Here is a 19,091-nt window from a genome sequence, read left to right on the forward strand (position 1 = left end):
TCATCCCCTTTATGATTATTATCTCTGCTGTAGTGCTTAGGACTGGGTAAACAACAACCCACGTACCACGTTCGATTTGTCTTTGACGATTTCAGCTTTAAATTTACCACTCGGATTTACGTATTCATTCTCTTTCTCATTAAGTGTATTCGTGATTTTACCTGTCTTATCACTGCCACCATTCACGGCGCCATACTGTTCACTGTCTGGGCTAATGTTCAGAGCATTACCGTACCACTGGCCTGCCATATTTTTGCCGGTTTTAATCTGAATGCCGAATTGGTCCTTCCCCTGAAACTTCCGCAGCGCATTGGTCACCTGGGAACCGCTAATCGTTGTGCCGTCATATACCGTAAAAGAGGCTTGAGACAATTCGGTCTGAATATCAGCAAAATTATTTTGTGCCGTTTTAGTCGCCTCCTGGGCTGAAATAAATAGTATAACTACAATCGTAATTAGAGCGATGGTCAAAAATATCCCAGCGGCTACCTTTAAAGCTGTTGATGCGTTATTCATTATTTTTCTCTCCTAGCTTGTTATTTTGTATTAGTCATAGGTTAACTTTCTTACTGAATTTTTTGTATTTGTTCATAATAGTTATCCATTTGAACAAAGCTCATGCCGATCAACGGAATCACCAAATATAAAAAGATAAGACCATACATCGGGGCAAAACCAATCATCCTTCCCCAGATAGCCTTACTGTCTATTATTTTTTCATACTCCTGTTTTCTTTGTTCGAAATAGTAGGACATATGGGATTCCAAATCATCAAAGGCCTCCCGAATCGTAATTTTACCTAAAGACAAATGAAGCTTATCCACGAGACGTTGAAATTCCGGCAAAGGCGCTTCTTCTTTTAGCAAGTCGAGAGCTGCCTCTGGCCCATGTTCATAATGAAGCAAACATTTTTGCAGAGGTCTTTTGAATATAACTGAAAATCTGTTCAGCCACTCCAATATTTCCTCGACAGACATTCGTTCCATAACCCGTAAAATGGAAATAACTGTTTGAAATTGATACACCTCATGCCTCATATCCAACCGACGCATTTTTCGTTGCAAATATAATAAAAGCATAGGCATTTGATAGGCTGCGTACCCAACAATCAAACTAATCAGCACTTCCCACCACTTGATGTATTCATCATTCCAATCTTTTAGCTTTTGGAGGATACGCCAAGTATTTGTGGATAACTGTTCAGGAGTAGCAGTTCCATTAGCATTATGCTCTAAAGCAGCGTACGTCTGTTCGTATGTGCTGTTTGACCTCATGTTCAGCGAATGCATGATTTTGCGATCAATCTCACTCTGCTTCAAAGCTTCTTTTTGCTCCACCGGACTTAAACGTCCAAACATTTGACCCGATTGCACTGGTGCGTGAAGGATATGCGTTTTCTCAGCTTCATGTAAAAAAAATATCGTACTGATACTGAGCGCCAATCCTATAATACAAAGAGCCATTCTGCGTATGTAGAGCCACTCCAGCCTAATCTCCGCACCACTTTCCTTTAATAGGCGGGTTATTTGAAAATAAGAAGACATATGCTGTCGCGGAATTAAAGAATCCACCACATTACGAATGATAGGAAAACGGTATAGCTTCTGCTCCCAAACCCTCCGTCCTCTACCCGCACGATATCCTGTCTCGTCGGTCTGTTGTAGCTTCTGTAACAGGAAATAAGATACGATTATCACAATATAAACGGATAATTTTGTGATATAACCCAATTTTCCCCGATAAAACTCATCCATGGAGGGAAAGCTGGACCTCGCCCATGTCTCGATTGGGGTGGTAAAGAAAACTGGTGCTAGTGCGATCACGTTTAGACTTTTTAACAGATAGTCCAGTTTATTTCTTCGCAGCAACTCCAACTGGATTTCGCGTGCGAGACTGCCGAGCCCCTTCAAGTAAATGGAGCCGCCCTCCTCAACCCGATCACCAAACTCCATTACCATATACGAGATACCGGCAAAAGCTTTTAAAAATCGATTAGGAGCCGATTCATAGTATCTTTCCAATGCTTCGTGCGGATCAACATCTGTTAGCGCCTCATGGATGAGTCGTGCGTGTCTCCCGGCCTCTGCCTCCGCCAAATCGGCCGCTTCGGATATAGCTTCCTCCACCATACCGTGCTGATGGTAATAGTGACGCACATTGGCGAATAATTCGATCATCTGTGCAAGTAGCCTTTTTTCCATCCGGCTAATGGCCATATCCAAAATAAGACTGTTGATTACCACCCCGCATAAAACGGCTAATATAGCAAACTCTATTCCTGGCTTCATCATGACCAGCACAACACCACTGCAAGCTAAAGCTCCCCAGATGAACAGTGTCATCTTTATCGTCTGTAGGCGAAGCTTGTACTCATCGTAGGCATGCTGACCAGCTAGTCGCTTACGTATTCTCGTGATGTATCCGGATAAGAAAGGGACCTTCATACACAGCGTGTACAACTTATGCAGTAAGGCTTGTAGCTCACGTTGCAGTACCGCTTTTCCCTTGCGACCTTCCTTCACAGAATAAATTCGTCCTCTGCGAACTGCATGACTACTGCGCTTACGCAACCCCCATAAAGCTATATATAGAAGCGTAAAGCCCCCACCTGATATAAGTAAAATCCATACTAAAATTTCTTTAAGACTCATAGTCTTCCTCCCAATAGCGGGTCAAAAAACTGCGGAAATCTCTGGCATCATTTACATTCATCTGCTCATACATTTCTTGTACACTTTTGGCTGTTAAGGGCTCCATCGGTATATAGCTTCCGTTCCGATATTCCATAACGTGGCGATAACTGTAGCTTGATGAAGCATTGGAGCCTGCATCCGTATGATCCGGGTCACGCGGCACACATTCTGTGATCCGTTCGATGTAGCGTCGCCCTTCCGCATCACGTTTGAGATGCACATCAAAGTTAATGACATGAACTACCTGTTCCTCAGCAATGCCTTCATGCTGAAATACTCCTGTTTTGAGCAATGAATTACGAAGTGAAAACACGAGATCACGAAATGTTTTGGCATGATGAGTAAAAATGGTGAACAGACTGGCAACCTGCGACATTTGAATCATCCAAGCAGCTACTTCATCACTTGCTACTTCGCCTAGGATATTGACGGTTCCATCTGTTTTTTTCTGTAAGTCAAGCCCTTGTTGTCCTGAAATATGATCCGTTTCTCGAAAGCTAAGAATATTACGGCGACTGTAGATGCTGCGTAGATGCAGTTCAAAAGCCATTTCCTGAACGCGAAGCGTATACGAAGCATAAATGTGCTTGACCATCGCCATTAACAACGTCGTCTTACCTGAGCCCTGCGCGCCTGTGATAGCAGTAATCCGGCTGCCTTTCATTAAATAAGAAAGTAGCTGGATTGGAAAATCAGCATTTTGTCCCTTAATTAATTGTTCCAGCGATGCGCTTTGAATATCAAATTTACGGACAAAGAAAGCCCACGATTCTGAGAAAGGAGGTCGTACCACCACTACCCGTGACCCATCCTTCATTTCATTGACCTTATAACCATTCGCTTCGGAAAGCTGTCCCGGGTAATTGTATTTGTAAATATTTTGGCACACCCTTTTAAGTTCACGCTCAGATCCGAAGGAAAGGAACGAAAGATGGATCGTTTTACCTTTATAAAAAATCCATACGCTCTCATAACTATTGGCAGTAGGCATAGTTGTTTGTTCAAATACATACCCATCCGAAGGCCAGTCTGATGATGCAGGAATCCCACCTTCCGGCATACCACTGACGCCCCCACTTACACCGTCGATCCGCTGGTCACGAATATCATCAATGACGGAAAAGCCTTTGTAATGCTGATAAATCCGCTGGACAATAATATCCACCTTTTCCAAAAAGGAAAGGGGCCGGTACTCACAATCATAGATATAACGAATGTCCTCTGCGGTAACGAGATAACTTCCATCTTCTTCACCTTGCTGTGAATATCTCATTTCGGCCAAGTCATAAGTATCCAGTAAACGTGATAGTGCATCAGCGCCAAACTTCTGCTGGTATTGGTAAAATATAATTTCGAATTGATCCTGTATGCTAAACAACTCAGGTCTGGAGAATGGCATAACAGTATCGACGATTTTCTCGTTCAAGCCGTAACCGTGAATCAGAAGCTCAGCCATCAGATTTTTAACAAAACGTTTATCTCCACTGCTACCATTGGCACAGTCCTTTAAAGCCCTGCGTAGTTCCGCCCTTTGATGGATACGCCGTCTATATTCCTCTTCATGCAATCCAGCATCCGCCATCTGGCTATGACTTAGTTCATGAAGTGCATTTTTGATATACTCTATTAATGTTTCGAATGTGGCATCTTCGTTCTTTTTTTCTACCCGAAGTGTTGAATGTCGCGAGTGAAAATTCCCTCGATATTTTACAATAATCAGTACGATGCACATCAATACTATACAGGTAAGAATCAATCCGTTGATCATTTGAGCGGACAGCATTTAAGCGCCCCTCTCCAAAGCCTTGAGCCGAAGATCGGACTCTGCCGCCTCCAGAATAGCTTTGCTGATATGACGTATACTCTGCGCCCATCCTACAGTCATAAAAAGCTTGCGAGGCTGCCCTTTTCCACTTCGTACCTCACGCTGCACATGGCCGATCACATCCCTGCGGTTCCATGCGTCCATAAATCCGGTGTTATAAGGGACTGTATACAGAGCACCTTTGTAGCCATATCTCCTGCGAATATTCGTTTCATTCACTTGAGAATGCACATCATATTTTCCAAGTACTATTAATAAGGGTAACGATGAGTAGGTAGATAACGGAGACACGGATTCAAAATAAGCGTCTAACTCTCGCATATTCTGAGTGAGTGAAAGAACAGCCAGTTTGGCTCGTGCACATGCTTCATGCTGTACAGCCCCCCATCCTGCTCCACTTCCTGCATCAATTAGCGTTAAATCATAATATTGGTTCGCTGTATCTATTACTGCCCGTACAAGCCCTGGAGACAGTAACGGCGGTGCAGCTCCAAAGCTGGAGGTTCCCTCAAGTACATCCAAAGTATGTTCGAGTACAGGTGTCGTATAATTACGAATATTTTCTTTAGACAGTGTCCCTCGCAGAACTAAACGTGCGGCAGCATCCCAGCCCCCTTCCTGAAGCTGTAGGGTTGGATCATCCATACCATACTCTTGTATAGGTAATCCTGATTCAATACCGGTATGTCTACGACCCAAATGAGTCAATAATAGTCTTCCTCTATATAGATTGCCTATGGTAATTGCTATTGCTGCCGCCAAAGAGCTACTTCCACTAGCCCCCTTAATGGGGCTCCAAAACAAAATGGTACTCATGCTCTACTCCTTTCCGCACGCTTTAGCGCACGACGAATCACCTTTAATTCCCAACTCATCCATTCTCCAATACAACGGCATAATTCTTTCTTATATATTCTGGATAGCGGTTTTAGTATTAGCTGTTTTTTATGCTCATTTTCCAGTTTCAGAGCAAGCAACCCCTCATCCCATGGCAGTATATATGGCTCTTGCTGCCAAGATGCCGGGAAATGGTTCATGTATTCCCACAGATACGGCTCCTCCAGACCACAATCCACGGCCTGTAAAAATAGCTTGTGAAATACAAGATCTTTGGGAAATTCAGATTGACTGAATAAATGCTGAAGCCAATTCTGTCCGTTATGCATTAGCATGCGGCTATAATCACTGACCCAAACTCGCAGTTCTGCCCTTTTCCAAACAGAAATTGGACAAAAATCAAGTAACTCTACATCTAAAATAACAATGTCATAAACCTGCTCTGCCTTCTGATCAGCCGTCATACCTATATGCAGGTCTTCCCATGCTGTAAATCCAATTGCTACATCAAAACCACTAAACTGCGTAATGGGAAGTGGTTTGTCAAGCATCCCTATGCTATACCGATACCGTCCCCGCAGCGTAGCATCTACAAGCAGTACCCGTTGGCCGGAAGCTGCTAATATGCTGCTGATGTATAACAAGGTATCGCTTTTGTCACAAAGCCCGGCAAATATCCATGTTTTCATACTTCCGTTCCTTTTCTCTCAATTATTTGGCATACGGGTCAGAGCTTCCACCCTGCGTCAGAATCTTTGTTTGTTCTTGATGGTCCTGCTCATTCTCATATTCATTTCTTGTAACATCAATCCCGCTTGTTGGGTTTTCTATAGTAGCACCCGCATGTTGAGCTGCAATTTCCTCACTCAGACTTCTTTCCACGGGTGTTGAAATTACACTGTTTGATGAACTAATTGCATTTTCAAGGGAATCCCGCAGCTGCTTAGACAGCTTTTGTTCAGCAATGTGTATCAAATTCGGATCACTATTCATTAACGCTAACACCTGCGCGTTAGGTGGATAGGTCGGGATTGCCTTAGGCTGAAATTGGGGATCGACATACGTCAGAGCATAAATGGATGCTTTATGCAGATAGGCATCAACAATCGCGCTCGAAAGCGATAATATTTCCTGCTCATTCAAAGTAACCCAGACAATTGGACCTTCCAGTCGGGAAATCTTCTTTTTGGATAATAGAATGTAATCCTGACCTGTTGGAAATTGTATGCGGATATCTACTTCGTCCCCCGACTTTAGACTGTTGGGTAGTACCACCACCTTTAGCTCACGGTTGCGTAAATCTTTAGGTGTGGGTTCATCAGCAGTAATCATAGACGATGTAAGCACAGATCCTTTTTTAAGCTCAATCTTGGCTGTGGTTCCGGAAACTTCACTTTTATTTGCCAGCAAATTTGATGGAGCCTGAGAACCGGGAACTTTAATTCCCTTCAAATCATTAGATGCAATCTGTTCACCTGGAGAAATATCACGGACAACCGCCCAGCCTTTTTTCGCGGTTCGTTGCTCTTGTTCATACACTTTCCATTTCAGTTCTGCCTCTACCTCAGCCTGTTTCCTGACCTCATTCATTTGATGGATATTAACCATAAGGTAGCCGGCAAAGATAATGCCAACAATCCCAGCGCCAATGCAACCGGCATACAGTTTTTGTTTACTGCTTTTTCTTAGCTTGGACACACAACTTCTCCCCTGCCTCTTTTTGATATATACTTTTTCTATTTAGCGCCGTCGCTTAAGGAATGCGAAGCGTCTTCTCCGTGTGTCTGGAATAACTCCGCGAAACAGCTCGTCCAGCACCTGATCCATCTCATCATCCCGTTCGAAGGGGTCTGAGTGGAACGGTAGAGCAAATACTTTATCGTGATCCAGCTCCTTACGAAGCCTGCGAACCGCCTCCGAAGTTGCCAATGGCAAGCAGTAATTCCATTTGTGCTGTGGGTGGCGCTGAAGAGATCGGGCAAGCCCTGCTATATCCTGAACCCTCCATTCGGCCCCTGAGCCAACGACGAGCGGATAATCGGCTCTCAAGAATTCTTCCAGACGTTCATTATCCTGCCCACTCCCCAGGTCCAGTACGATAAATCTGTAAGAACCACCCAACAAAGAAATGACATCCGCACGCGATGTTTGTCGCCAGTAATGTACTCCATCGACTTCAAAACGCCGACTTGAACTCATTTGTCCAACGGATGTGCCTTCTACGACTTCTTGAAGTCGGGCAAATGCTTTGGCTGTGCTGTGCAGCTCAACCAAAGCTACGGAGCGGGATCTTCGAGCCAGATAGTGGCTCACCGTAATTGCTGTATGCGTAGCACCGGAGCCGGCAGATACACCCAGTACAGCCACTACCCTTGTGCCTGCATAATCCATTGAGGCATCATTAACGGATATTCCTTGTTGAGCAGGTTGAAAATCAGCACTGCGACGCAGTTCTCCAATGACCTCCCCGGCGGATTGAAATCGTTCCTCAGGATTCTGACGCAGCAGTTTTCGAATTACTGGAATCAAATGACGAGACAATTCCCCGCGTATATATCCTTCTACTCCCGCAGTCCACTCGCTATATTTGCCTCCTGTACAGAGATACAATAGCAGCGCTCCCAAACTGTATAAGTCTGAACGAGCATCCGTCTGACCTGCTCCATATTGCTCCGGGGCAGCGAAGCCCACTGTGCCCAGCTTTACCGTATCTTGATCCAGCTCAGCCTTGTAGCTCCTCGCTATTCCAAAATCAATCAGTATAAATTCCATTTCCGGTGTCAGCATAATATTCGTTGGTTTCAGATCCCGGTAAATGACTGGTGGTTGACGGGTATGCAAATAATCCAACACATCCAGTACCTGCAAAGCGAATGGGACGATTTGCTCCTGTGGAATATAGCCTTGGTAGCCCTTCATATATGCTTCCAGCGTAATTCCTTCGATGTAATCCATAACCAGGTATACCGCACCAGATGGGGGATGCTCAAAAAAATCAACAATTCTTGGTAAACGTGGATGGCTTAGTGAAATTAGCATCTCTGCCTCCGTGCGTACAAGCTTCATCACTTGTGGCTCGGCAACCGACTCCTTCACTGCCCATTGCTTGCCTGGCAGTTTTAAATCCTCTGCCATGAACACGCGGCTCATTCCTCCCGAACCCAATGTGCGCACAATACGGTAACGCTCACCAACAATTGATCCGAATTCCAACTGTGATGGTTGCTTCATTATTCTCCTACCTCCTTTCTTAAGCAAACAACGCAAAAAAGGGAAAGCTACCGCAAAATCAAATTTCCATGTCGCCATGAAAACCGTTTTCGCGGGATGCTTTCCCTTGATTTAAACATCATTATTATTTTTAAGGAACAATTTGGATTTATTATATAGCACACCTGTATCTATTGTAAAGTGTTATTTTCCATACTTAATCATGTACAGGGTAATCTCATCTCGATTATGGAATAGCTGCTTAGCTCGCTGAATCTGCATGCCGGACTCCTCAAATGAAGCAATTACATCATGAATGAGCGCCAAGGGCTTTTTATGCATTAGCTTGACCGTAACGATAGCAGTACCACCACTTCGCAAACTATATAGTAAATCAGTAACGAGCCTTGCCATTTGCTTAGGACTCCAGCTCATATCACAAACCAGCAGATCGAACAAATTCTCTTTAAATTTGACTTCACTTGCATTTTTACACAAAAAAGTCAGATTGGCGTACTTCATCAGTGATGGCTCCATCTTTGCCGGATCAACCGCAGTAACTTTCAGTCCCCGCTCCAGTAAGAAGGAAGTCCATCCACCCGGTGCTGCCCCAATATCCAGTCCCTGACGGAAAGCGCCAAAATCTATGCCGAACGTTACTTCTGCTTCCAATAGCTTGAATTTGGCACGGGAAATTTGTCCGTCTTCTTTCTGAAAACGAACCGCACCTCCGCTCCAATCCGATAGGTTGTCCTCAGGACGTGATACACCTGCATACCACGTATCTGTATCTGCAAAAACGGACACAATAACATCGGCGCCTTGTACTGTTTGCTCCATAGGTAGATCACTTAATTGTTCACTCAAAGCCTGCTTAAGTGCACCTGCGCTTTCAGTCCAACTGCTATTAGATCCTTTGCGCACTTGTAAAGAAACACGTTGATCCATCAGTTCCTTGCGGTTACGGATGAATGCAATCAGACGTTCCTGTACCTGAACCAGATCCGTTCCTTCTTCCTGAAAATGAACAGGAAATAAGTGACGTAAAAACATCGGCGGCTGACCTGTAATTGTCCTCACTGCCTCAATTTCTTCCGCAGGTAATGTAGCTAGAAAAATTTCACCAGGTAAAAGCATGGTGCTTTTAACAGAGCCAAATATTCTTCTAAGCTCCTCTTGAGCATAGGGTGCAAAACCGTGATTGGCCGTACAAATAAATCTTGATGATGACAAAGTAGATTCACTTTGTTCATCTGTACTCATATATAGTTCCTCCAAAATAACATTACCCTCCAGCGCACACCCGAATCCAGGGACGTTCTCCATCCCAATCCAGCTCAACCGGAACTTCATATGTGTGCATAATCAATTCTTTCGTTAAAACTTCTTTTTTCGGTCCAGCTGCTGCAACCTTACCATCACGAATCAATGCAACATGTGTAAATAGGGGGACAATCTCCTCAATGTGATGAGTCACATAGACCACTGATAAGTCCCGCTTGCGGAGCCGATCAATCTCGACCAGCATTTTTTCCCGCTCAAATAGATCCAACCCAGCACAAGGCTCGTCCATAATTAGCAGACGAGGTTCTGCCATTAGTGAGCGGGCCAGCATCACCTTTTTACGTTCTCCTTGAGATAACGTCCCCAGCGGATGATGAATCAAGTCACCTAAATTCATACCCTCCAGCAAAGATATGGCCTTTTCTTTTGCCTCTGTTGGAATTTCCTGATAAAAGCGCAAAAAAGCATACGCACCTGTAGCGACCACTTCCCAAACTGGATCTTTTAGCGCCAGCTTTTCCAATAAGGTCTGACTGATATATCCGATCTGCTTGCGGACCTCCCGCACATCACATTGACCATACATTTGCCCAAGCACTTCAACCGTACCACGACTTGGGAACATATACCCTGTCATCATTTCCAGCAAAGTTGTTTTACCGGAACCATTGCGACCCAGAATAGCCCAATGTTCACCTTCTCGTATATCCAGGCTTACATCGTCCAATATTCGTCTTTCTTCCCGCTGCAACGTAATGCTCTTCATGGATATCATTCCATCACGCTCCTTATTTTGCTCAGCAAGTGTTCTACAGATTCCATTTTGTAGATGATTTCAGGATTATTGTTTTCACCATTATATATAAGAAGCGCGGGAACGCTGGATATCCGGTACTCCTGTACCATTTCAGGAATATAGTTAATGTTGCTCTGCACCACTGCTCCTTCGGGGAGCAAATGCTCTGCTACCTCCAGCATTTTACGGGCAGCTGCGCATGTTCCGCACATGGGAGTGTACACAAACAAAGCCAGCTTGCATCCCTCCCATATGGCACGGCGCGCGTCTTTTTGTCCGATCTCTTTCATTGTTCAGACCCTTTTCTGATCTCTCGCATACGCTCCTCGGGTATGGGCCCATTATGCACGGTGACTCCATCTGGCTTATTCGCATAGAGCAGCTCATACATGGCTCGCCGCCCCTCTGGACTGGAGGAATGCAAGTAAATTTCACGTGGATATAACCGTTTCCCTGCGATAGCAGCAGCCACATCTTTTCCCGTAGGTTGACCTGGACCCAAATCATAATCTAGCGATAGTATCGTAATAGGGTATTCATGAAGCAGCAGCAGACACTCTTCCGCATCTCTTGCCAGCTTAAAGCCCGGAGGACAAGGCCGATAATCGTCCATAAACAAATACATCAACTTCTCCTCCTTTTCCCATATATGCAAGCTCACAAGCCTCAAAGATAGTTATTATCAATCAGACTGATTTACTCCCAGCTTAGAATCATTTGAATATCCTCCTGATGTGTCCCATCAGATCCCGTCTCACTCTCCAAAACGATAGGAATGCCTCTTACAGCCTCCTGATCTGTCATCCAGCGCATGCCCTCAGTACCAATGTAGCCTTGCCCCACACGAGCGTGTCTGTCTTTTTTAGAGCCATACGGGTATTTAGAATCGTTCAAATGAACTCCGCATAGAGCTGACCAATAGCCGAGACGGTTTCCTTTATCGATCAAAGCCTCGTCCATTCCACCGTTCCACAATCCTGCTGCATACGCATGACAAGTGTCCAAGCAAAAGCCGATACTGTCAGGATACCGGCACAACCGACGGATTTGCACCATTTCCTCAAGCGTGGTTCCCATAGGTCCATGATCCCCCGCCTGATTTTCAATCAATATTTTAGCATTTCCCTGCCAGCCTTCCAGCACATCATTAAAACAGTTAATGATGTTACGATAGCCCTCTAGAGGGTCTAACGAATGCATGTGACCAAAATGAACGACAATCCCTTTTGACCCACAGGCTTCAGCAATATCCAGATCATTGCGTAATGAAGCAATCGTCAGCTCATAAAGTTCCTGACCACGCTCGGACCCATGAGCCGGATTAACGGGATATGGCGAATGAGCAATGGATTGAAGCTGGTGCTCTACACAGTAAGCGTTGCAAGCAGCAGCATCAGTAGCACTCCATTCCTTCAGTCTCAGACTACGAGGATTTTTCGGGAAATATTGAAATGAACGCCCCCCCTGCTCTCGCGCACGCATAGCGGCTTTGGAAAAGCCACCACGCGTACTCACATGGGAGCCGATGAGCAATTTAGGCATCATGCTGCTGTACCGGGCAATAAAATGCTTTTTTCCCCGCCAGTTCAACCCTTACAATTTTTCCGCCACTTGGAGATTCTTCTCCTTCGCGGTCATATACTCGACACTGATGATCAAATCCACCTGTTAGCGTGTCTCCCTCCATTAGAGGCATTTCCATGTACCCACCTTCCGCAGTAGCTTCACGTAGTACGGATTGAGTGGCATGGTATAGCTTTTCCACTTTTTCTGGCGACTGCACAATGTTTTGTACTTTGGAACCCGGTGTAAATCCGGCGATATAAGCAATTTCGTCCGAATAACAATTGCCAATACCTGAAAAAATCTGCTGATTCACCAGTGTTGTTTTTAAAATCCCCCGGCGTCCCTTCAGCCGTGCTGTAAACTTTTCCAACGTCATGCGGCGGTCTAACGGGTCAGGTCCCAGGTCTGACAAAGCCTCCTCTGTTTCTTTAGCCGTCAGCAAGTGCAGATAACCTAAACGCAGTCCGATAAAATAAAGCTTTACTCCACTAAAATCTAATTCGATCTGAACTGTACGATCTGGACGCTGCTCCTCCGTTCCCAGAAATAACAGCCCTCCCAACATCAGATGAAGTACGAGCCGCCCGCCCGTGTTTAAATGAAAAATCAAATGCTTGCCTCGACGCTCTAAATATACAACGGTCGTTCCGAGCAATTGCTTCTCAAACGTTTCCACTTCAGTATTAATGGACTTTTCACGGCTAACCGTCACTCCAGTAATCGGAATGTCCAAAATTTGTTTGGATAATAAGATTCTGTAGTTTTCCATTTCAGGAAGTTCCGGCATTTCAACATCTTCCTTTCGTAGCTACATAGCTTTTAATGCTCGCAAGTTTTCTAAGACATATACTTTTTTCTATTATCTCAGCTCTTCTTTCATCCAGTCCTGCAATTCAGCGAGATTTTCAAACATCAGGTCAGGTTTTACTCCAACGGTACGCACATGTTCGTCCATATTAGCGCGGGTCGTCACGCCCGACAGGATCAGAGCTGTTTTACAACCTGCTGCTGCACCTGCCGCAATATCTGTAAGCATATTATCGCCCACAACCAGAGCTTCATCCGCCCTAATGTTTAAGCGGTTCAGTGCATAATTCATCAATACGCTTGAAGGCTTACCGATGACAATAGGCTTTACCTGTGAAGCCGCTTCAATTGCTGCTCCAATCGTACCTGCTCCTGGCGTTAGCCCATCATGTGAAGGCAATTGGAGATCCGGGTTTGTCAAAATAAAAGTGGCTCCTTCCCGAATCCAACGCATGGCAGCGGCCAGCGCATCATATGTAAATTGACGATCTATCCCCTGCACCACATAATCAGGATGGTTTTCAACAAGCTGCAAACCGGCTCCTGTGAGTGCATCACGTAATCCTGTCTCACCAATACAATATACACGAGCTCCAGGACTTTGCTGTGCTACATATTGTGCAGCTGCTAACGCCGAAGTATATACTTCATGGCTGGCCGCTTTAATTCCCATACCAACCAAATGCTCAGCCACCGATTCGGGTGTGCGTGAAGCATTGTTTGTAACATAAGCATAAGGTATCTGGTCTGTACGCAATCGGGATATGAACAGATCCGCACCCTTGATCATCCGATTTCCATGATAAAGGGTTCCATCCAGATCAATTAGTAACGATTTTATCGCAATCCCCTCCCCCACTTCAAATCCATTCACATCATAGCATTGAAAATTATAATTCATCCTATGAACGATGTTCTCCTTCTTATTTAACCACCTTAATTATTCAGGTCATAAAATAATCGGCCGTCTCCATTCATCTCATCTATCTTAAGTCAAAAATGCTTATGAAGTCCATGAATTGCTGGTAAACCGTGCAAAATAGCGCCATTCCTCGCTAAAAGCCGTCGCTTTCACATGACATAAGTTCACATCTTCGTCGAAATCCATCGAAGGCGCTATTTCCTCAAAGGAAATCTTCTGTATTTCCTGGTCATGCTCAAGACATAAAATTCTTTAAATTCGATATATAGAAACGCGAATATGACATACCTCCATATGTGGTAGAACAAATTCATCCCCACCACCGTGTGCGGGTTCTCATCTCTTGTCGCATCCTGCGCTTTCCCGGAAAATAATTTCGGTGAAAAACAAAGGCACCGGAGCAAGCCCCGGTACCCATGCACATATCTTTCTCCAATCGTTTATTAACCGATATCGGGTACCGGTAACAACACATGCTGCTCCGCAAGCAATGAATTGGGAAATATGCTTCGCGCTTCCTCCAGCAATGGCTGAAGCTGCTCCTGATCTTTATACCTAGAACTAAAATGCGTCATGATTAGCTGACCCGCACCTGCGGCTTTTGCAGCCTCCGCTGCCTGAAGCGCCGTACTATGATGATACTCGTACGCTGTATCTGCTAGTTCATGCAGAAAAGTGGCTTCATGAACGACGACAGTTGCATCTTGAGCCAGCACTACCGTATTCGGGCAAGGTCTCGTATCCCCCAAAATCGTGATGATACGCCCCTTTTTCGGCGAACCCAATACATCCTGAGGGTGCAAAATAACTCCACCCTCTACCTCCACGCTTTCCCCACGCTTTAACTTACCGTACACCGGGCCGGGCTTGATTCCATATCGCTCCAACAGTTCTTGGTTAAGCTTACCGGGCTTATCCATCTCTACAACTCGGTAGCCATAGCTGTCGATCCGATGATCTAGCAAAGCTGACTCCACCCGGAATTGACCGTCATCAAACAGAACCCCACCCGTATGCTCCACAATATGTAGTTGGTAATTAATACGCGATTGGCTGATCCCTAAAGATAGCTCGATATATTGCTGGATTCCAGGCGGTCCATATACCGTCAGTGGTGTCGTTCCCCCCTGGTACGCTCTGCTCGACAGCAGCCCCGGCAGACCAAAAAGATGATCCCCATGCAAATGGGTGATAAATATTTTTTCAAGTCTGCTTAGTTTGAGCGGCGAACGCAATACCTCTTGTTGAGTGCCTTCACCGCAGTCGAACAGCCACATGCTTCTCCGTTCTTCCAGCAAACGAAGAGCGATGGACGTTACATTTCGCTGAATCGTAGGCACCCCTGCATTTGTACCGAGAAAATAAAATTCCATAACATTAACCTTCTTCCTGCTGACCAGCAAAAAACCTCCGAAGCTCGGAGGGTATTTGCTATCCCATCTGATAAAGGTGTTAAACCTTTTCGACGTTAAAATACTGCGCCTGAGGGTGGCTGAACACCATGGCTGATACAGAAGCCTCCGGTTCCATCATAAACCCTTCCGTCAGCTCAACGCCAATATCCTCAGGTTTTAACAACTGGAACAACGGCCCCTGTTCCTCTAGATCTGGACATGCAGGGTAGCCAAAGGATACCCGAATGCCTTGATATCTGGCACCGTGCCGCTGTTTCATTGTCATATCGGCAGGGTCCGGAAAACCCCAGCTATCCCTGATAATATGGTGAAGCCGTTCCGCTAACCCTTCTGCTACTTCGAGTGCTACCGCTTGAAGTGCATGCGAGCGCAGATAATCCCCTTTATCTTTCCACTGGGTAGATATCTGCTGAATCCCATGACCAGCTGTAACGACCATGAAACCTACATAGTCCATAACTCCGGATTCCACTGATTTCAAGAAATCAGCCAGACATAGATAAGGCTCTACCTGCTGGCGCGGGAATGTAAATGTGTGCAGTACCTTGCTCACATCCGACGGATCATAGATCAGAATTTGATTTCCTTGCGACTGCGCTGGAAAGAAACGATACATGGCATGTGCCTGGATGATTCCGTCTGTCACAGCTTCAAACATGATGCTGTCCACGGTTTCCTTCAACTGAATCGCTTTCGGATCTTCCGAAGCCAGCAGCTGCTCAACATTGCCTTTTAAACCAAGATGATGCCCCATTAGCATCTGCATATTCACGTAAGGCAAAATATAATTCAGTGGATAGTTGCGCAGTACATGGCGATCCGTATCTGGCGGAATATAGATGGGCAAATCCTGAGCAATGTTAGAGCGCACAGCTCGAGTGAGCTTAGGGAGCGGCTTGGCTTCCACGACGATTGCCGCTTCAGCCTCCCGCTCAGCTTCCATCTCCTCGGCCATTTTTTTACGGGACTCGGGATTCATAAGCTTATTGGCAATATCCAGGCCATCCATAGCATCCTTTGCATAGGCAACCAGACCATCATACTCAGGACGGATACGATTTTTAGTGAACTTACGTGTTAAAGCAGCTCCACCAACCATTATTGGAATATCAATATTCGCATTTTTTAAATCCTGTGCGGTCAGCACCATTTGTTGTGCCGATTTAACAAGCAGTCCAGATAAGCCAATCATGTCGGCCTTTTCTTCACGGTAAGCCTCAATAATGCGTTCTGGTGGTACTTTTATACCCAGATTCACAATATGGTAACCATTGTTGGATAGAATAATCTCCACCAGATTCTTACCAATGTCATGCACATCGCCTTTGACCGTAGCCAACAAAATCTTACCTTTTACTGAGGATTCATTCTTCTCCATGAACGGCTCTAAATAAGCCACGGACGCCTTCATCACTTCAGCGCTTTGCAGCACCTCTGCTACAATCAATTCGTTATTGTTAAACAGTCGTCCTACTTCCTCCATCCCCTTCATCAGCGGGCCGTTAATAATCTCCAGCGAAGAATATTTCACAAGCGCTTGCTCCAGATCCGGAATGAGTCCCTCCTTACTTCCCTCCACTACGTAGGAAGCCAGTCTTTCTTCGAGCGAAAGGTTTGATATCTTTTCTTTTTTCTCCACTTTCTTGTTACGAAAAGCTGCTACAAAAGCGGATAAAGTATCGTCATTTGTTTTATAGATCAAGTCTTCCGCAAGTTTCCGCTCATGCTCTGGAATGGATGCATAACGCTCAAGCTTCTCAGTGTTTACAATCGCATAGTCCAGACCTGCTTTGGTACATTCATATAAGTAGACGGAATTGAGCACTTCACGACCCGCTTCAGGCAAACCAAAAGAAACGTTACTGATGCCCAAGATAGTATGCACTCCGGGAAGCGCCTCTTTAATAATGCGAATACCCTCAATCGTTTCCTTAGCTGAACCGATATATTGCTCATCACCTGTTCCTACTGGAAATACAAGCGTATCAAAAATTAGATCCTCCGCTGCCAAACCGTAACGGTTCACCAACAGATCATAAGAACGTTTAGCTACCTCAAGCTTATCCTCACGTGAAATAGCCTGCCCGCGTTCATCAATCGTACCAACAACAACAGCGGCGCCGTACTTATGAATAAGAGGAGCCATGTTCTCAAATTTCTCTTCACCATCCTCCAGATTAATGGAGTTAATAATCGCCTTACCTTGCGAATATTGAAGTGCTTTATCAATGACTTTAATATCCGTTGTATCTATCACCAAAGGTACTTTTACCTTGTTTACAACCAGTTTCAAAAACGCTTCCATATCCGTCATTTCATCGCGGTCCGGGTCCTGCACACAAATATCAATGACATGCGCTCCGCTTTTTACCTGAGCACGGGCAATTTCAGACGCCTCTTCATATTTGCCTTCCACAATCAAACGCTTGAATTTGCGGGAGCCCAGAACATTTGTTCGCTCACCAACCATATACGGACGATTGTCCTGTTCAATATATACAGGCTCAATGCCTGATACGGCAGGAGGATGATGACCTACCAGCGGACGCGGCTCGAACTGCGCCATACTTTCACTCATAACTCGAATATGCTCAGGCGTGGTACCACAACATCCCCCAGCAATATTCAACCAGCCTTTTTCAGCGAAAGCAGCCATTTTACGTGCTAATGAATCAGGCGATTCATGGTATTGGCCATTTTCATCGGGCAAGCCCGCATTTGGATAACAGCTAATAGCTGCAGAGGACATTTCAGATAGAGAGCGAATATGATCACGCATAAACTCTGGACCCGTAGCACAATTCAACCCAATCGAAATTGGATGTAAGTGTTCCAGTGATATGGAAAAGGATTCGATATTTTGTCCGGCCAACGTCGTTCCCATAGGCTCAATCGTGCCTGAAATCATTAGCGGAAGCTCGATACCTGTCAGCTCAAAAGCCTGCCGAATTCCGATACTTCCAGCCTTGACGTTAAGCGTATCCTGTGAGGTCTCCAAAAGGAGTACATCCACGCCGCCTTCAATAAGTGCCAAGGCCTGCTCTTGATAGCTGTCAATCAGCTCAGCAAATGTAACACCGCCTGTGACAGACAAGGTTTTCGTGGTTGGGCCCATAGCTCCTACTACAAAACGAGGCTTGTCCGCAGTGCTGTATTTATCCACCGCGTTACGCGCCAGTTTGGCCGCCACCAGATTAATTTCACGGGCACGTTCTGGTATATCGTAATCCGCCAAAACGACGGATGTTGCTCCAAATGTATTCGTTTCAATTAGGTCTGCTCCGGCCTTCAAGTATGCTTCATGAATCCCTTGAATGACATCCGGTCTCGTTAAGACCAGCATTTCATTACAGCCCTCCAGCTCTTCCCCACCAAAATCATCGGGGGAAAGGTCTTCCTGTTGAATCATGGTGCCCATGGCCCCATCAAGAAGGAGTATTCTTCGTTGTAATGCATCCTGCAAGCTAACTTTATCCAAATTTCTTCACCCCCGCAAAACGTTAAATCCTAGTTTAGCAGAAACCGTATCATTTAGATAGATTGAAGTAAAAACATACGTTTTATACAGGTTGTTCTTTGTAAAAATGACTTCTCTAATCCATTTTTATAGTTTGTAGCATTTTAGAACGTACTTAACCCTGTATCCTTTAGCTATAGCCATTTGCATTATAAAATGTTGAAATCCTGTATTGTACAACGTTTCAAGACATGGTATTCTTTATACAACATTAATCCA

At 45.1% G+C, this 19,091-nt stretch carries 16 protein-coding genes; all 16 read right to left on the reverse strand.

All coding sequences use genetic code 11. The features are described from left to right. Positions 1 to 36: 36 nt before the first annotated feature. The 16 genes from MKY35_RS13710 to metH all read right to left on the reverse strand — a co-directional run bounded on the left by MKY35_RS13710 (position 37) and on the right by metH (position 18,833). Positions 37 to 516, reverse strand: coding sequence for a hypothetical protein (locus MKY35_RS13710; RefSeq protein WP_023988985.1), 480 nt, complete (start codon positions 514 to 516; stop codon positions 37 to 39). Positions 517 to 566: 50 nt separating this feature from the next. Next, a complete protein-coding gene (locus MKY35_RS13715) occupies positions 567 to 2,651 on the reverse strand; it encodes a hypothetical protein (protein WP_342443993.1) in 2,085 nt (694 codons plus the stop codon). Next, on the reverse strand, positions 2,641 to 4,476 hold the full coding sequence (locus MKY35_RS13720; RefSeq protein ID WP_342443994.1) for an ATPase, T2SS/T4P/T4SS family: 1,836 nt from the start codon (positions 4,474 to 4,476) through the stop codon (positions 2,641 to 2,643). The genes MKY35_RS13715 and MKY35_RS13720 overlap by 11 nt, the downstream gene beginning before the upstream one ends. Next, positions 4,477 to 5,334, reverse strand: a complete 858-nt coding sequence (locus MKY35_RS13725) for a hypothetical protein (protein WP_342443995.1) — start codon at positions 5,332 to 5,334, stop codon at positions 4,477 to 4,479. Further along, the gene (locus tag MKY35_RS13730) at positions 5,331 to 6,044 is read right to left on the reverse strand and encodes a hypothetical protein (protein WP_342443996.1); all 714 of its coding nucleotides are present in this window, start codon (positions 6,042 to 6,044) and stop codon (positions 5,331 to 5,333) included. Before MKY35_RS13730 ends, MKY35_RS13725 begins: the two co-directional genes overlap by 4 nt. 22 nt (positions 6,045 to 6,066) lie before the next feature. Next, positions 6,067 to 7,053, reverse strand: coding sequence for an SAF domain-containing protein (locus MKY35_RS13735; RefSeq protein WP_029517425.1), 987 nt, complete (start codon positions 7,051 to 7,053; stop codon positions 6,067 to 6,069). A 42-nt stretch (positions 7,054 to 7,095) separates the two neighbouring features. Beyond that, a complete protein-coding gene (locus tag MKY35_RS13740; protein ID WP_322252558.1) occupies positions 7,096 to 8,589 on the reverse strand; it encodes a serine/threonine-protein kinase in 1,494 nt (497 codons plus the stop codon). Positions 8,590 to 8,769: 180 nt separating this feature from the next. Beyond that, positions 8,770 to 9,828 (reverse strand): SAM-dependent methyltransferase, encoded by a 1,059-nt coding sequence (locus tag MKY35_RS13745; RefSeq protein ID WP_342443997.1) that lies wholly within the window; start codon positions 9,826 to 9,828, stop codon positions 8,770 to 8,772. 22 nt (positions 9,829 to 9,850) lie between these two features. After that, positions 9,851 to 10,624, reverse strand: coding sequence for an ATP-binding cassette domain-containing protein (locus MKY35_RS13750; protein ID WP_342443998.1), 774 nt, complete (start codon positions 10,622 to 10,624; stop codon positions 9,851 to 9,853). After that, positions 10,621 to 10,935 (reverse strand): thioredoxin family protein, encoded by a 315-nt coding sequence (locus tag MKY35_RS13755; protein ID WP_342443999.1) that lies wholly within the window; start codon positions 10,933 to 10,935, stop codon positions 10,621 to 10,623. Before MKY35_RS13755 ends, MKY35_RS13750 begins: the two co-directional genes overlap by 4 nt. Further along, a complete protein-coding gene (locus tag MKY35_RS13760; RefSeq protein ID WP_039271272.1) occupies positions 10,932 to 11,270 on the reverse strand; it encodes a cyclic-phosphate processing receiver domain-containing protein in 339 nt (112 codons plus the stop codon). The genes MKY35_RS13755 and MKY35_RS13760 overlap by 4 nt, the downstream gene beginning before the upstream one ends. A gap of 71 nt (positions 11,271 to 11,341) precedes the next feature. Then, positions 11,342 to 12,190: a deoxyribonuclease IV gene (locus tag MKY35_RS13765; RefSeq protein ID WP_342446649.1), complete on the reverse strand. Its 849-nt coding sequence runs from the start codon at positions 12,188 to 12,190 to the stop codon at positions 11,342 to 11,344. Beyond that, a complete protein-coding gene (locus MKY35_RS13770) occupies positions 12,180 to 12,998 on the reverse strand; it encodes a DNA-formamidopyrimidine glycosylase family protein (protein ID WP_025724124.1) in 819 nt (272 codons plus the stop codon). Before MKY35_RS13770 ends, MKY35_RS13765 begins: the two co-directional genes overlap by 11 nt. Before the next feature lie 72 nt (positions 12,999 to 13,070). Beyond that, entirely contained in the window at positions 13,071 to 13,919 is an 849-nt protein-coding gene (locus MKY35_RS13775; RefSeq protein WP_081317588.1) for a TIGR01457 family HAD-type hydrolase, read from the reverse strand. A 464-nt stretch (positions 13,920 to 14,383) separates the two neighbouring features. Further along, positions 14,384 to 15,313: a ribonuclease Z gene (gene rnz / locus MKY35_RS13780; RefSeq protein ID WP_029517417.1), complete on the reverse strand. Its 930-nt coding sequence runs from the start codon at positions 15,311 to 15,313 to the stop codon at positions 14,384 to 14,386. A gap of 79 nt (positions 15,314 to 15,392) precedes the next feature. After that, positions 15,393 to 18,833, reverse strand: coding sequence for a methionine synthase (metH, locus tag MKY35_RS13785; protein WP_342444000.1), 3,441 nt, complete (start codon positions 18,831 to 18,833; stop codon positions 15,393 to 15,395). Between the last annotated feature and the right edge of the window lie 258 nt (positions 18,834 to 19,091).

It is taken from the genome of Paenibacillus sp. FSL L8-0638 (assembly GCF_038593075.1).
In the GTDB taxonomy this organism is placed as follows: Bacteria; Bacillota; Bacilli; order Paenibacillales; family Paenibacillaceae; genus Paenibacillus; species Paenibacillus polymyxa_D.

Coding starts and splice junctions, on each gene's coding strand:
- MKY35_RS13710 (WP_023988985.1), bottom strand. CDS start 516: ATGAATAACGCATCAACAGCTTTAAAGGTAGCCGCTGGGATATTTTTG.
- MKY35_RS13715 (WP_342443993.1), bottom strand. CDS start 2,651: ATGAGTCTTAAAGAAATTTTAGTATGGATTTTACTTATATCAGGTGGG.
- MKY35_RS13720 (WP_342443994.1), bottom strand. CDS start 4,476: ATGCTGTCCGCTCAAATGATCAACGGATTGATTCTTACCTGTATAGTA.
- MKY35_RS13725 (WP_342443995.1), bottom strand. CDS start 5,334: ATGAGTACCATTTTGTTTTGGAGCCCCATTAAGGGGGCTAGTGGAAGT.
- MKY35_RS13730 (WP_342443996.1), bottom strand. CDS start 6,044: ATGAAAACATGGATATTTGCCGGGCTTTGTGACAAAAGCGATACCTTG.
- MKY35_RS13745 (WP_342443997.1), bottom strand. CDS start 9,828: ATGAGTACAGATGAACAAAGTGAATCTACTTTGTCATCATCAAGATTT.
- MKY35_RS13750 (WP_342443998.1), bottom strand. CDS start 10,624: ATGATATCCATGAAGAGCATTACGTTGCAGCGGGAAGAAAGACGAATA.
- MKY35_RS13755 (WP_342443999.1), bottom strand. CDS start 10,935: ATGAAAGAGATCGGACAAAAAGACGCGCGCCGTGCCATATGGGAGGGA.
- MKY35_RS13760 (WP_039271272.1), bottom strand. CDS start 11,270: ATGTATTTGTTTATGGACGATTATCGGCCTTGTCCTCCGGGCTTTAAG.
- MKY35_RS13765 (WP_342446649.1), bottom strand. CDS start 12,190: ATGATGCCTAAATTGCTCATCGGCTCCCATGTGAGTACGCGTGGTGGC.
- MKY35_RS13770 (WP_025724124.1), bottom strand. CDS start 12,998: ATGCCGGAACTTCCTGAAATGGAAAACTACAGAATCTTATTATCCAAA.
- MKY35_RS13775 (WP_081317588.1), bottom strand. CDS start 13,919: ATGAATTATAATTTTCAATGCTATGATGTGAATGGATTTGAAGTGGGG.
- rnz (WP_029517417.1), bottom strand. CDS start 15,313: ATGGAATTTTATTTTCTCGGTACAAATGCAGGGGTGCCTACGATTCAG.